Annotated in this window: 12 protein-coding genes; 7 read left to right on the top strand and 5 right to left on the bottom strand. The window is 57.4% G+C overall.

Annotated elements, in window-relative coordinates:
* Positions 1–26 precede the first annotated feature (26 nt).
* From OMR58_RS09655 to moeA, 3 genes are all read right to left on the bottom strand, one after another.
* Positions 27–1571 (bottom strand): sensor domain-containing diguanylate cyclase, encoded by a 1545-nt coding sequence (locus OMR58_RS09655; protein ID WP_264545791.1) that lies wholly within the window; start codon positions 1569–1571, stop codon positions 27–29.
* Positions 1572–1668: 97 nt separating this feature from the next.
* Positions 1669–2433, bottom strand: a complete 765-nt coding sequence (gene moeB / locus OMR58_RS09650; protein WP_264545790.1) for a molybdopterin-synthase adenylyltransferase MoeB — start codon at positions 2431–2433, stop codon at positions 1669–1671.
* Between the two features lies 1 nt (position 2434).
* Positions 2435–3670 carry a molybdopterin molybdotransferase MoeA gene (gene moeA, locus OMR58_RS09645; protein ID WP_264545789.1) on the bottom strand — a complete coding sequence of 412 codons (1236 nt, stop codon included), beginning with the start codon at positions 3668–3670 and terminating at the stop codon, positions 2435–2437.
* A 265-nt stretch (positions 3671–3935) separates the two neighbouring features.
* Between moeA and OMR58_RS09640 the strand changes: the two genes are divergently transcribed.
* The 5 genes from OMR58_RS09640 to gsiD are packed head-to-tail and all read left to right on the top strand — an operon-like array spanning position 3936 to position 10199.
* Entirely contained in the window at positions 3936–4892 is a 957-nt protein-coding gene (locus OMR58_RS09640) for an isoaspartyl peptidase/L-asparaginase (RefSeq protein ID WP_264545788.1), read from the top strand.
* Positions 4892–6742, top strand: a complete 1851-nt coding sequence (gene gsiA / locus OMR58_RS09635; RefSeq protein ID WP_264545787.1) for a glutathione ABC transporter ATP-binding protein GsiA — start codon at positions 4892–4894, stop codon at positions 6740–6742. The genes OMR58_RS09640 and gsiA overlap by 1 nt, the downstream gene beginning before the upstream one ends.
* Before the next feature lie 36 nt (positions 6743–6778).
* Positions 6779–8317: a glutathione ABC transporter substrate-binding protein GsiB gene (gene gsiB, locus OMR58_RS09630; RefSeq protein ID WP_105593497.1), complete on the top strand. Its 1539-nt coding sequence runs from the start codon at positions 6779–6781 to the stop codon at positions 8315–8317.
* 46 nt (positions 8318–8363) lie between these two features.
* The gene (gene gsiC, locus OMR58_RS09625) at positions 8364–9284 is read left to right on the top strand and encodes a glutathione ABC transporter permease GsiC (protein WP_105593496.1); all 921 of its coding nucleotides are present in this window, start codon (positions 8364–8366) and stop codon (positions 9282–9284) included.
* Between the two features lie 9 nt (positions 9285–9293).
* Positions 9294–10199 (top strand): glutathione ABC transporter permease GsiD, encoded by a 906-nt coding sequence (gsiD, locus tag OMR58_RS09620; protein WP_264545786.1) that lies wholly within the window; start codon positions 9294–9296, stop codon positions 10197–10199.
* A gap of 136 nt (positions 10200–10335) precedes the next feature.
* Here gsiD and OMR58_RS09615 read toward each other — a convergent pair whose 3' ends face one another.
* On the bottom strand, positions 10336–11202 hold the full coding sequence (locus OMR58_RS09615; protein WP_264545785.1) for a permease: 867 nt from the start codon (positions 11200–11202) through the stop codon (positions 10336–10338).
* A 204-nt stretch (positions 11203–11406) separates the two neighbouring features.
* On the opposite strand from OMR58_RS09615, the gene OMR58_RS09610 reads away from it, so the two are divergent.
* Both OMR58_RS09610 and OMR58_RS09605 read left to right on the top strand, forming a co-directional pair.
* On the top strand, positions 11407–12075 hold the full coding sequence (locus tag OMR58_RS09610; protein ID WP_234471990.1) for a DUF3313 domain-containing protein: 669 nt from the start codon (positions 11407–11409) through the stop codon (positions 12073–12075).
* Between the two features lie 835 nt (positions 12076–12910).
* A complete protein-coding gene (locus OMR58_RS09605; protein WP_279355977.1) occupies positions 12911–14023 on the top strand; it encodes a PQQ-dependent sugar dehydrogenase in 1113 nt (370 codons plus the stop codon).
* Positions 14024–14032: 9 nt separating this feature from the next.
* Here the strand turns inward: OMR58_RS09605 and OMR58_RS09600 are convergent, their stop codons facing one another.
* On the bottom strand, positions 14033–14689 hold the full coding sequence (locus OMR58_RS09600; protein WP_264545784.1) for an HAD family hydrolase: 657 nt from the start codon (positions 14687–14689) through the stop codon (positions 14033–14035).
* Positions 14690–14793 lie beyond the last annotated feature (104 nt).

The raw sequence follows: 14793 nt of genomic DNA, 5'->3' as shown, positions 1-14793 counted from the left end.
AGGTTCTTCTGGCCCACGCTTAATCATTATTCCGCTACCTGATTCTTCCCCGCGTTTTTTGCCACGTACAGCGCCCGATCCGCCCCGGCAATCAACGCCTGTGGCGACAGTATCTGATTTTCCTGGGTCATGACATGTAGTCCGACACTAACGGAGACCCTCTGCTGGCCGCAGCTATTGTGCTGATGGGGAATATTCAGTGCGCTAATCGCTTCGACCACCTGTTGCGCCAGACGACTCGCCACCTCACGATCGCCACCGGGCAAAATAATTGCAAACTCTTCTCCGCCGTAACGGGCCACAAGATTGTCCGGGCGGTGGGGCAGGTGGGCCAGCGCATCGGCAATGCGTTTCAGGCAGTCGTCTCCTGCCGGATGGCCGTAGCTGTCGTTAAACGCTTTAAACGAGTCGACGTCAATCATCAGCAGCGCCAGCGGGATCTGTAACTTATGTGCCCGATCGACACTGTGCTGCAAATAGAGATCGAACTGACGACGGTTAGCCAACCCGGTCAGACCGTCAACCAGCGCCAGCGTCTGTAACGTCCGGTTCATCGCGGTGAGCCGGTCGCGCACGGCGGTCAGTTCCAGCTGGTTTTTCTGGTTCAGGCTGATATGCCGTAACACCAGCATCCCCAACAGGAAAATGACCAGCAGCAGAATGGTACAAAGCGCGATGTAGACGCTCAGCGTAGAGAACCAGCCGCGCATCAGCTGCCCTTTATCGTAGCCGGCGGCCGTGACCAGCGAATAGCGCTGCAGGGCCGAATAGCCGAAGACGCGCTCTTTGCCGTCCAGTGCGGATTTATAAACGGCGGTGCCGCTGGAGGCGTTTTTCAGCAGGGTGGTGAACAGCGGGCTGTCAGAGATATTGCGGTTAATGGCGCTCTCAACATAGGGACGCACATACAGGATCGTACCGTCACTGAGCATCAACGCCAGTACGTTATGGCGACCCAGGTTGTAGTAGCCGTAAACAGTTTTGAAAAAACTAAGGTTGACCGACGCGAGTAGAATTCCGCGGAAGGAACCATCGCTGTTATTCAGGCGTAATGAAACCGGGATCACCAAATCACCCGTTGCGCGGCTGCGGATCACCTTGCCGATATGGACCTTGCTGTCGGCATGGGTGAGGTGATAACGGAAATATTCCCGATCGCTGTTATTGATCTGTTTTGGAATGTTCCCCCTGGAGGTGACTAACCAGTTACCCTGCGCATCATAGATCGCCATACCGTTAAGCTGCGGCAGTGAGCTGGTGCGCGAGCTGAGCAGCTCGCGCAGATAGCCGTGCTGTGCCTGATTTAACCCGATGAGCGAGATGCGGTCGCTGACGTCCTGTAACGTCAGATCGACCTGTAAGAACGTGTCCTCCGCCTGACGGGAGAGCGACTGCGAGAGATTATGCGCATCATTCTGCGCCGAGGCGATGGTCCGCTGCCAGGAGTTCCAGATCAGCCAGCCGTTTATCAGAATCACCACACTCACGATTGCCAGTAAAAAAATGATCATCATCTGGCGCAATGAAAGCTTACTGGAGTGGGTGGTCACGGCGTGCTGGTCTGCAATCATCTACGTCATCCTTCCTGCCACCGGGGCGGTCATACTTTATTATAGGTTCTGCCAGCCGAAACGCTTGTTTTTACTCCGTAAAAATTACGAAAAGCGTTTATTCCGATGCGCTGTCCGAGCAAACTTCACAGTGAGGATCGCGGGCCACTTTCATCGTACGGAACTGTAAGGTCATGGCATCGTACAGCAGCAGTTGACCGGCAACCGGGCTACCGTAGTCGGTGAGTGTGCGAATTGCCTCCATTGCCTGAAGAGAACCGATCACCCCGACCAGCGGTGCCATCACACCCGCTTCCACGCAGCTGAGCGTTGCGGCGCCAAACAGCCGGCTGATGCAGCGATAGCACGGTTCGTTATCGCCCCAGCGAAACACGCTGATTTGCCCTTCCATACGAATCGCCGCGCCGGAAACCAGCGGCGTTTTGCTGCTAAAGCACAGGCGGTTGAGCTGTTCACGCGTGGCGACGTTATCGCAGCAGTCGACCACCAGATGATGATCGGCAATCAGCTGCGCCAGTTCGCCATCGTCAAGCTGCGCATTTATCGTGCTGTAGCGGATCTGCGAGTTGATGGTTGTTAAACGCGCACGCGCTGACTCGACTTTCGCCATACCCAGCTGCGCTTCGCCGTGCAGCACCTGCCGTTGCAGGTTCGACAGTGAAACGCTGTCAAAGTCGAGCAGGGTCAGATGACCGACGCCCGCAGCGGCAAGATACTGGCTGGCGGCACAGCCCAGCCCGCCCAGCCCGACCACCAGCACGCTTGCCGCTTTCAGCTGCTCCTGGCCTTCAAAATCAAAGCCGCGCAGCACAATCTGGCGGTTGTAGCGCAGCATCTCTTCATCGCTGAGTTCGGGATGCATATCAGCCTTCCAGCAGTGCGTTAAACGGTTCAATCTCCACCCACTCACCGGGCTGTACAGTGCCGCGTTCGCGCTCAAGAACGATAAAGCAGTTGGCCTGATGCCATGAGCTGAAGACGTGAGAACCCTGATGGCCTGTGGATTTCACCTCCAGTTCTCCCTGCGCGTTACGTAGCAAGATCCCGCGCTGGAAGTCGAGGCGGCCCGGCGATTTTTTTAGCACATCGGCGCTGCGTACACGCTGGCGCGGCGGCAGGGCAGGTCCGCTTTGACCGGTAAGTTTAGCCAGCAGCGGCTGCACCAGCTGATAGAACGTGAGCATGGCCGAGACAGGATTGCCGGGCAGGCCGCAGAACCAGCTGTTTTGCAGTCGACCAAAGGCGAACGGTTTGCCCGGTTTGATCGCCAGCTTCCAGAAGGTGACTTCGCCCAGTTCTTCCAGCATCTCCCTGGTGTAATCGGCCTCGCCAACGGAGACACCGCCGCTGCTGATCACCACGTCAGCACGGGCATCGGCTTCATGAAAAGCGGCACGCAGCGCATCGCGATCGTCACGAATAATGCCCAGATCGATCACTTCACAGCCCAGTTTATTCAGCATCAGATGCACGGCAAAGCGGTTAGTGTCGTAAATCTGCCCGGCGGCCAGCGGCTGGCCCGGTGATTGCAGTTCATCACCCGTGGAGAAAATCGCCACGCGTAACGGGCGCAGTACCTGCACGCTGGCAATGCCCAGCGAGGCCAGCAGCGGCAGTTCGGCGGCACCGAGCCTGACACCGGCGGTCAGTACTTCGCTTCTCTGGCGGATATCTTCGCCAGCGCGGCGGATGTTTTGCCCGGCACTGACTTCGGCGGTAATCACCACCGCGTCACCCTGCTGTTCGGTCTGTTCCTGCATCACCACGGCTTCACATCCCGCAGGTATCGGCGCGCCGGTCATAATGCGGATACAGCTGCCGGCCGGCCAGTCACCGTTAAAAGGCGAACCGGCAAAGGCTTTACCCGCGACGGTCAGCGGCGTGCCGGATTGAACATCGGCCATGCGGACGGCATAGCCATCCATCGCAGAATTATCAAAAGGGGGAACCGCCATCGGCGATATTACCGGCGACGCATTGATGCGTCCTGCCGCCTGCGGCAGCGGTAAAAGCTCACTTTCATCAATAGGGGTAATGCGGCTCAGCATATTGCTCAGGGCATCGTCGAGGGAGATCAATCCCGATGTAAACGCTTCCATAACTTCTCCTCGGTTCGCGCCGCAGGGCGGGCGAAATGCTTTTGGCAGTATTATGGCGCGATTCGACAGCAGGGTCACGCATGCTGAAAACGGCGGTGCGAAAGTAAGAAACGCAGCTAAGTTAGAACCATTGGTTATTATCAGGGTGCGAACTTTCCGCTTTACAACCTCAGGTATGCTACCTATAGTCAAAACGGTATTTTTTCAAAAAATACCAGCTAACCCGGTGTTTTTCATGCTGATTTAACAGACAGGATAAATAATCATGGTCAGAGCGACGATTGCCATCCACGGTGGTGCAGGCACGATAACTCGTACCAGTATGGATGCAAAAGCCGAGCAATGCTATCGTCAGGCGCTGATGCAGATTGTGGCCAGCGCCCAGGCGATGCTGGCCAGCGGTGCGAGCGCGCTGGATGCGGTGACCGAAGCGGTCCGTCTGTTGGAAGAGTGCCCGATGTTTAACGCCGGAGTGGGATCGGTATTTACCCATCAGGCGACCCATGAACTTGATGCCTGCGTGATGGATGGCCGTACGCTTGAAGCTGGTGCCGTCGCGGGCGTATCCCATATTCGCAATCCGGTGCTGGCAGCGCGCGCGGTGCTGGAACACAGTCCCCACGTGCTGTTCACTGGCGCCGGTGCGGAATCGTTTGCGGCTGCCCAGGGGCTGGAAATGGTTGCCGCTGACTTTTTCTCTACGCCGGGGCGTCGCAAACAGCTTGAACGCGCGCAGAACCAGCAGAAAGTGGTGCTGGATCACGACGAAGCCCGTTCGGGCGAGCCGCTCGACCCTGATCGTAAAATGGGCACCGTCGGTGCCGTCGCGCTGGATTCCGCAGGAAATCTTGCTGCCGCCACCTCCACCGGTGGCATGACCAATAAACAGGTTGGCCGGGTGGGTGACTCTCCGCTGCCGGGCGCGGGCTGTTATGCCAGCGATACGGTGGCGGTTTCCTGTACCGGCACTGGCGAAGTCTTTATTCGTACTCTTGCGGCCTATGATGTTGCCGCACTGATGAACTACGGTGGCCTGTCGCTTCAGCAGGCGACCGAACGGGTCGTTATGGAAAAAATCCCTCAGCTCGGCGGCAGCGGTGGGCTGATCGCCATCGATCGCCAGGGAAATGTGCTGTTGCCGTTTAACAGTGAAGGGATGTATCGCGGTTACGGCGTGGTCGGCGAAGCGCCGGTGGCGGCTATTTTTCGCGAGGAGTATTGATGAGCGCGCTTCACCAGCACAATGAACTGGTGCTGACGGTCAACGACCTCAGCGTGAGTTTTCAGCAGGAAGGTCAGCGCATTCAGGCGGTAAATAATCTCTCGTTAACGGTTCGCGAAGGCGAAACGCTGGCGATTGTCGGCGAGTCCGGTTCCGGTAAGTCGGTGACTTCACTGGCACTGATGCGGCTGGTAGAGCAGGGCGGCGGCAGCATTGATAGCGGCAGTATTCTGCTGCGTCGCCGCAACCAGCAGCGGGTCGATCTGGCGACGCTCTCCTCCCGGAAACTGCGTGAGATACGCGGTGCGGATATCGCGATGATCTTCCAGGAGCCGATGACTTCTCTGAACCCGGTGTTTCCGGTCGGTGAGCAAATCGCCGAGTCTATTCGCCTGCATCAGGGTAAAGATCACCAGCAGGCGCTGGAGGAAGCGAAGCGCATGCTGGATCTGGTCCGCATTCCGGAAGCTAAAAATATTATGTCCCGCTATCCGCATCAGCTCTCCGGCGGCATGCGTCAGCGGGTGATGATCGCCATGGCGCTCTCCTGTCGCCCGGCGTTGCTGATTGCCGACGAGCCGACCACCGCGCTGGATGTGACCATTCAGGCGCAGATCCTGCAGCTGATCCGCGTACTGCAAAAGGAAATGCAGATGGGGGTGATATTTATCACGCACGATATGGGCGTGGTGGCGGAAATGGCCGATCGGGTACAGGTGATGTATCGCGGTAACGTGGTGGAAACCGGCGAAGTAGAAACGCTGTTTTCCGCACCGAAAGAGCCTTACACCCGTGCGCTGCTGGCGGCGGTGCCAAAACTCGGTGCAATGACCGGTCGCCCCTTTCCGCAGAAGTTTCCACTGGTGGGTGACGAGGTTGCAGCGAACGAGCCGCCGCAGGATACCGTGCGTAAAGACGGCCCGCCGCTGTTGCAGGTTCGCGATCTGGTGACACGTTTTGATATTCGCAGCGGTATCTTTAACCGAGTTACACGGCGAGTGCACGCGGTGGAAAAAGTCAGCTTCGATCTTCATCACGGCGAAACGCTGGCGCTGGTCGGTGAATCCGGCTGTGGCAAATCCACCACCGGGCGATCGCTGCTGCGGTTGGTAGAGAGCCAGGGCGGCTCGATTACCTTTGACGGTAAGCGCATCGATCTGCTCAAGGGCAGTGCGCTGTCGCATCTGCGCCGCGATATTCAGTTTATTTTTCAGGATCCTTACGCCTCTCTCGATCCGCGTCTGACGGTGGGCTACTCGATTATGGAGCCGCTGCTGGTCCACGGCATCGCCCGCGGGCAGGAGGCCGAGCAGCGAGTGGCCAGCCTGCTGGAGCGGGTCGGGCTGCTGCCGGAACATGCGCAGCGCTATCCGCACGAATTTTCCGGCGGCCAGCGGCAGCGTATCTGTATCGCCCGGGCGCTGGCGCTGAATCCCAAGGTGGTGATTGCCGATGAATCGGTGTCCGCGCTGGATGTGTCGATTCAGGCACAGATTATTAACCTGATGCTTGACCTCCAGCGCGACTACGGCATTGCGTTTCTGTTTATTTCCCATGATATGGCGGTGGTTGAGCGCGTCAGCCACCGGGTGGCGGTAATGTATCTGGGGCAGATCGTAGAGATCGGCCCGCGCCAGGCCGTCTTTGAAAACCCGCAGCATCCGTATACCCGCAAGCTGATGGCGGCCGTACCGGTCGCCCAGCCCGGCCATCGCCGCCGCGAGCGAGCGCTGCTTGTTGATGAAATTCCCAGCCCGATCCGTGCCCTTGGCGATGAGCCGCTGGTGGCCCCGCTGGTTGAGGTCAGTGCCGGGCATTATGTTGCCCGACATGTGATTAACCGCGCCTGATTATTTGATAATGAAAATAAGAGACAGGAGATTGAGATGATGGTTCTGAAAACGCGTAAGCTGTTGTTAACCGCCGGGCTGCTGGGCACTATTGCCGCTCTGCCTGCCTGGGCGGCGAAGGATGTCACTATCGCCGTGGCCTCCAACTTCACCACCCTCGATCCGTATGATGCCAACGATACGCTGTCGCAGGCGGTGGCAAAATCCTTCTATCAGGGCCTGTTTGGTTTTGATAAGGATATGAAACTGCAGAACGTGCTGGCCGAGAGCTATCAGGTCAGCCCCGACGGTCTGAACTACACCATTAAGCTGCGCAGCGGCGTGAAGTTCCAGGACGGTACGGAGTTCAACGCGGCGGCGGTGAAGGCCAACCTCGATCGTGCCAGCAATCCTGACAATCACCTCAAGCGCTTTAACCTGTTTAAAGTGGTGTCCGGCACTGAAGTTATCGACCCGACCACGGTGAAGATTACGCTTTCGCAGCCGTTCTCCGCCTTTATCAATACCCTGGCCAGCCCGGTGGCCGCGATGATTTCCCCGGATGCGCTGAAGAAGTACGGTAAGGATATCGGCTTCCACCCGGTGGGAACCGGTCCGTATGAATTTGTCACCTGGAACCAGACCGACTTCGTTAAGGTGAAGAAGTTTGACGGCTACTGGAAGCCGGGCTATCCGAAGCTGGATTCGATTACCTGGCGTCCGGTGGTCGACAACAATACGCGTTCAGCAATGCTGCAAACCGGTGAGGCGAACTTTGCTTTCCCTATCCCCTTCGAGCAGGCAAAACTGCTGGAGAAAAACAGCAAGCTCGATCTGGTCACCTCGCCATCGATTATGCAGCGCTACATCAGCCTGAATGTCACCCAGAAGCCGTTTGATAACCCGAAAGTGCGCGAGGCGATTAACTACGCGATTAATCGTGATGCGCTGGCGAAAGTGGCCTTTGCCGGTTACGCCACCCCGGCTACCGGCATCGTTCCGCCGTCTATTCAGTACGCACAAAGCTATCCGGCACCGGAGTACAACCCGGCGAAGGCGCGCGAGCTGCTGAAAGAGGCGGGCTATCCTGACGGTTTCAGCACCACGCTGTGGTCCTCCCATAACCACAGCACCGCACAGAAGGTGCTGCAGTTTACCCAGCAGCAGCTGGCACAGGTGGGGATCAAGGTACAGCTGACGGCAATGGATGCCGGCCAGCGTGCGGCGCAGGTTGAAGATAAAGGCCAGAAAGAGAGCGGTGTGCGGATGTTCTACACCGGCTGGTCGGCATCAACCGGTGAAGCCAACTGGGCGCTGACGCCGCTGTTTGCCACCCAGTCCTGGCCGCCAACCATCTTTAATACCGCCTTCTACAGCAATCCGCAGGTGGATAAAGATCTGACCGACGCGCTGAACACTACCGACGGCGAGAAGAAATCCGCCCTGTATAAAGATGCCCAGGATCGCATCTGGAAAGATCAGCCGTGGGTGCCGCTGGTGGTAGAGAAGCTGGTTTCCGCTAACACTAAAAACCTGACCGGTTTCTACGTGATGCCGGATACCTCGTTCAGCTTCGACGATGCTGACCTGAAGTAACGCCCGACAGCAAAACGCCCCCTGTTAAGGGGGCGTAGGAACATCGATGCTTAACTATTTTATTAAACGCCTGCTGGGCCTGATCCCGACGCTGCTGATTGTGGCGGTGCTGGTGTTTCTGTTTGTTCATCTTTTACCGGGAGACCCGGCGCGATTGATTGCCGGCCGAGAAGCGGATGCCGAAGTGGTGGCGATGGTACGCGAACAGCTGGGGCTGGATTTGCCGCTGCCGCAGCAGTTCTGGCGCTATATCACCAATGCGTTGCAGGGGGATTTTGGCCTGTCGATGGTGTCAAAACGCCCGGTGTCTGAAGAGATTGCGCTGCGCTTTATGCCCACTTTCTGGCTGACGCTGAGCAGTATGGCGTGGTCGGTTGTTTTCGGCATGGCGATTGGCATTGTTTCCGCCGTGTGGCGCAACCGCTGGCCCGACCGTCTGGGGATGACGCTGGCGGTGTCCGGCATTTCCTTCCCGGCTTTTGCCCTGGGTATCCTGCTGATGCAGGTTTTTTCCGTTGAGCTGGGCTGGTTGCCGACCGTTGGCGCTGACAGCTGGCAGCACTATATTTTACCCTCGATTACCCTTGGTGCCGCCGTAGCGGCAGTGATGGCTCGCTTTACCCGCGCATCGTTTGTCGAGGTGATGCAGGAAGATTACATGCGTACCGCGCGGGCCAAAGGCGTGCGTGAATCGCTGGTGGTGGTCAAACACGGCCTGCGCAATGCGATGATTCCGGTGGTCACCATGATGGGGCTACAGTTTGGCTTCCTGCTCGGCGGATCGATCGTCGTGGAGGTGGTGTTCAACTGGCCTGGGTTGGGACGGCTGCTCGTTGATTCCGTTGAGATGCGTGATTATCCGGTGATTCAGGCCGAAGTGCTGCTGTTCTCACTGGAGTTTATCCTGATTAATTTGATGGTCGATATGCTCTACGCGGCGATCAATCCGGCAATTCGCTACAAATAAGGATGGTTGATGCTTAACTGGCGACGCAAAGCTGCGCTATCCGCACTGCCGACAATCAGCCCCGATCGCCTGCGTACCCCGTGGCGTGAGTTCTGGCGGCGTTTTCGTCGTCAGCATCTGGCGATGGCGGCAGCCATATTTATCGTGCTGCTGGTCGTGGTGGCTGCATTTGCCCCCCTGCTGGCACCGTTCGATGCGGAAAACTATTTTGATTACGACAGGCTTAATGAAGGGCCGTCGATGCTGCACTGGTTCGGCGTGGATGCGCTGGGCCGCGATATCTTCAGCCGTGTACTGCTCGGTGCGCGTTTGTCGCTGGTTGCCGGGGTCTTTTCGGTGGCGGTGGGGGCCGCTATCGGCACGCTGCTGGGTTTGCTGGCCGGCTATTACGAAGGCTGGTGGGACCGCGTTATTATGCGCATCTGCGACGTGCTGTTCGCCTTTCCCGGTATCCTGCTGGCGATAGCGGTGGTGGCGGTGCTTGGTAACGGCATGTCCAACGTGATCCTCGCGGTGGCGATTTTCAGCATTCCAGCCTTTGCCCGGCTGGTGCGCGGTAATACCCTGGTATTGAAGCACCTGACCTATATTGAATCCGCTCGCAGCATCGGTGCGCCGGACTGGGTGATTATTCTGCGCCATATTCTGCCGGGAACGCTCTCTTCCATCGTGGTGTATTTCACGATGCGTATCGGCACCTCAATTATCTCTGCCGCCAGCCTGTCGTTTCTGGGGCTGGGCGCTCAGCCGCCAACGCCGGAGTGGGGCGCAATGCTCAATGCGGCGCAGGCGGATATGGTGATGGCGCCGCACGTGGCGATCTTTCCGAGTCTGGCCATTTTCCTGACGGTGCTGGCCTTCAATCTGCTGGGGGATGGTCTGCGCGATGCGCTGGACCCTAAACTGAAGCACTGATAGCACTTTGAGCGCGCAGGGAGAGCTGCGCGCTCAAACCATCCGGTTGACATTACCCAACGCACACCGTGCGGTTCACATTTTCCAGCTCAGAGCCTTTAACTTACATCGTCCTTCTCACACCACATCATCCAACTTACATCATGCGGCTGAACACGATCGCGGCAGCGTAAATTGCGATGGCAACAATGCTGATGCAGGTTCCGCAGGAAATCGCTTTCGCCGAGCGGCCGGTGCCGAGGTAGTGGGTTTCCAGCACGATAATATTCGCTGCGGGCGGCAGCAGGCAGAACAGATACAGCGTGGCCGTGTTATCGGTCAGTATCTGAATGTCATAAAAATGCCCACATAACAACAAGGTGCTGATCAGCAGGAAAATGGCCCCACCGCGCAGTAGAAAAGGGCGCAGCTCGTTACGGAAATCCGCTGCCGTCACCCGGACTTTCGCCAGCCAGACTCCCAGAATAGCCATCCCAAGGAAGCTCATCAGAAATTTGGCGGCATCGTAAAGTCCTTCCCCGAATTGGGTAATCTGCTCGCCGAAAGGGATCAGCACGATACCCGCACCCAGCGCCAGCACCGGCGGTGTTTTTAGCAGTCCTTTCAGATCCAGGCCTGCGCCGGAGAGCATACCTGCGCCAATGGCATTGCCAAAAATAGAGCTGCCGACGTACGCGGCGATAACGATCACTACCGCCTGAGCGGAGAACAGGGCGCTGACGATGGGCAGACCCAGCCAGCCGATATTCAGATAGAAAAAGCAAAGATGCTGCACCGGATCGCGGCTGAGAAGGTGGCCAACGCTCAGTAAAATCAGCATTAACAGCGCGGTGACCAGAATAATGCCGCTCATGGCGTGAAAGTGGCTGGAGACGTTATAGATGATGACCAGCGGAATGATGAGTCGGGTTAACAGCAGGGAAGCCAGCGTTTTGAAATCCCAGCGGCTGTGCCCCATAGCGTAACCCGCCAGCAGATAAATCAGCGGTAGGAAAATGGTCATCGGCGTTCCTTAGCGTTTTTCCGGCTGAATGATATAGCACTTTTGTTAATGAATTGTCATTGACTAATAGGCTGGCAGGAAAAAATTGCGTGGCATCTCACTGCCATAAAAGATTTTTTCGGCTGCCGTAGAGGAAATCAACATCCCTGCATATGATGAAAAAGACATCAATTCACGCTGTTTTCCACAACAAGGAACTTCTCCATGATAACGATGCATTTGAAGTGGTCTGCCGGGCTGGTCATGCTGAGTTTAATACTGGCGGGCTGTTCCTCTAAAGTGGCTGAGCCGACACAATTTTCAGGATTTCTCTCCGATTACTCGCAGCTAAAACCAACCAGTTCTCCGAGCGGTCATCAGACTTTGCGCTGGATTTCGCCAACCTTTAAGTCAGCGGATTACAGCGGAATTTATTATACGCCGGTGGTTTACTACCCTGCAGCCCGGCCGACGGCACGCATCAGCCAGCAGACTTTAGACCAGGTGCGTGGCTATGTGGACACTCAGCTTCAGCAGGCGGCGGCGCGACATAAGCCGCTGGTGAGTAAACCGGGGCCGGGAACGTTGATTTTGAAAACCGCCATTACTGCGGTGAGTGCGGAAAATCAGGATATGAAATTCTATGAGGTGGTGCCGGTTGCAGCGGTCGTTGCCAGTACAATGGCGGCTTCAGGCCACCGTACGCAGAACAGCGTTCTGTTCCTTGAGCTGGAGCTGCTGGATGCGCGTACCGGTGAGCCGGTGGTGAAGGTGGTCCGTAAGGCGTACGGTAAATCCGTTGCCAATAACAGTGCGCCGATTACCTTCGACGAGTTGCGTAGCGGTATTGATGAGATGGTACAGGATGCGGCGGCGTTTCCGGCGCTGCAATAGCGGGGCGGGTGATGTCTTAAGAAACGACGCTGGCTGGCTGTGCCCCCGCTCGGGCGGTCCTCGCGCCGCGTTGCGGTTCCTTCACTTCGTTCGTCAGCCTCGCGGCCCGGCACAGATGTGTGAGCTACCGTGAAGCTGTTTGCAGATTTGGTAGTTGGCGTTGGCTGGCCGTGCCCCCGCTCGGGCGGTCCTCGCGCCGCTTTGCGGTTCCTTCACTTCGTTCGTCTGCCTCACGGACCTGCCCAGACGCGCGTCCTGCGCGGCTGGGCCTTTCGCCTGCGTCCATGCAGGCGAATCCTGGCTTCCTCTCTGCATTCAGCGCTGCGGATTGCCCGAGCGGGGGCACGGCCAGCCTGCTTTCTGACTTTTGCGTTGCCTGATATTTAAATAACTCTGTAGGTTCATGCTTAGATCTAATGCTAAAACGACGTTCATGCAGCGATGATAAGCTCAAAAAGGAAAGCCTCTGCTGCTGCGTAAGGGCATCCGCAGCGCTGAGGTGGAGGCATTACGCCAGGAGAAGGCAGCAGGGACGCTGCCATCAGGCCGGGTTTGAACAGGGATGTTCAATCCTGGCCGGTCCGTCGGCGGAATGGCGTAACCGAAGGCACCGCAACGTGGCGCGAGGACCGCCCGGAGCAGCAGCAGAGGCTGAACCCCGGCACCCATTCCTCAGCGGCATGTGCATGAACTCATACCATACACGAATCAATAGTGATGGATTCCGTTCAGCGCTGCGGATTTCCCATTCCTCATTAAGGTTTTGTAAAAAGCCCGCCGCTTTAGCCCCGATTCGCTACGGTTATCTGATACATCCCGTTACGGAGAGAAAACAATGTTCAAACCTCTGGCCGCTGTTAGTCTGCTTGCACTGCTGTTCAGTCAGGCGGCGATGGCGGAAAACGTTACGGTTGAAGAGCTACAGGATGGCCTTAATCATCCCTGGGCACTGGCGTTCTTACCTGATAATCAGGGGATGTTAATCACTGAAAGATCCGGGGAGCTCCGGCGCTGGCAGGCCGGAAAAGGGCTATCTGCGCCGCTTAAAGGCGTACCGGAAGTCTGGACCCGCAGCCAGGGAGGCCTGCTTGACGTAGTGCTGGCCCCCGACTTTGCCGAGAGCCGCCGTGTCTGGCTGAGCTATACGCGGGGCGAGCCGGATGGACGCGGTGGGGCTGCCGTAGGCTATGGCAGATTGAGCGAGGATTATCAGCAGCTCAGCGATTTCCGCGAAGTCATCCGCCAGCAGCCGGGCCTTTCTGGCGGGGCTAATCTGGGTACCCGCATGGCGTTCGACGGCAGTGGCAATCTGTTTATCGCTTTCGGGGATAACTTTCAGGCTGAAAAAGCGCAGGATCTGAATGCGCTACAGGGAAAAATTGTGCGGCTGAAGGCGGATGGTTCAATACCACCGGATAATCCGCTAGTGGGTAAAGCAGGGGCGCGCCCGGAAATCTGGACGTGGGGAATGCGCAACCCGCAGGGGCTGGCGCTCAATCCCTGGACCCGGCAGATGTGGGAGAGCGAACACGGTCCGCGCGGTGGTGATGAAGTGAATATTTTACGTAAAGGGGCCAACTACGGCTGGCCACTGGCGACCTGGGGTATCGATTACAGCGGCGCGAAAGTTCCCGGCTCAAAAGGCGGCGAGGTTGAGGGAACGCTGCAGCCGATCTGGTACTGGAAGGTTTCACCCGCTATCAGCGGTATGGCATTTTATAACAGCGACCGCTTTTCGCAGTGGAAAAACTCGCTGTTTATCGGCGCGCTGAAGGAAAAGAATCTGATTCGGCTCAGCCTGAACGGCGAGCGGGTAGTCGATCAGCAGCGCCTGCTTGAGGATCGCGGCGAGCGTATTCGCGATGTCCGCGTGGGGCCGGACGGCTGGCTGTATTTGCTCACCGATGAGTCCGACGGCAAGCTGCTGCGGGTGGGACTGGCTCCCTGAAATAGCGCTCTAGCGCACCCAGTTACACACTTCCCAGCCGCGCTGCTGCGCCAGGGAGAGCAGTGTATCGGCCGGATTCACCACGTGCGGGCGATCGGCATTTTCCAGCATCGGCAGATCGTTTATTGAGTCGCTGTAAGCCCAGGTTTTCTCAAACTGACGGGTGCTGCTCTGCGACAGCCAGCGATTAACGCACTCCACCTTGCCTTCTTTATAGGTCAGCGGTCCGAAGATTTTGCCACTGTAGCGGCTGTCGACCACCTCGACGCCAATGGCCAGTGCGCAATCGGCACCCAGACGTTGCGCAATGGGGGCCACCAGATGCTCGCCGCTGGCGGAAATCACCATTACCGTATCGCCACGCTGCTGATGCCAGCGCATACGATCGCGTGCCGCCGGATAGACGCGCGGCACAATGTCACGCTGGATAAATCGACGTATCCAGCCGCTAACCGTCGAGGTCGCCAGGCCCGCCAGCGGTGCAAGCGTGGTATCCATATATTCTTCCATTGAAAGAGTTCCCTGATAGTACCGATCCATCAGCGCCTGCTCCTGTTGAAGGATCGCGGGAGGGGCGAAGCCCTGAGAAACCAGCCAGTGCAGCCATAATCCTGTGCTGTCTTCACAAATAATAGTTTCATCCAGGTCAAACAGTGCGAGATCCATGGTCACTCCTCCTCAGCAGATTGCTCTCAGAGTAGCGAATTATTGTGACAGGCTTAACCGTTTAACCCTAAATCAGAATTTGTCCTGGTGTAATCGTGTCGGGG

Origin of the sequence: Erwinia sp. INIA01, from assembly GCF_025947915.1 — a bacterium.
GTDB classification, from domain to species: domain Bacteria; phylum Pseudomonadota; class Gammaproteobacteria; order Enterobacterales; family Enterobacteriaceae; genus Erwinia; species Erwinia coffeiphila.
Note: the sequence above shows the minus strand (reverse complement) of the source record. Positions and strands in the feature narration are given on the sequence as shown.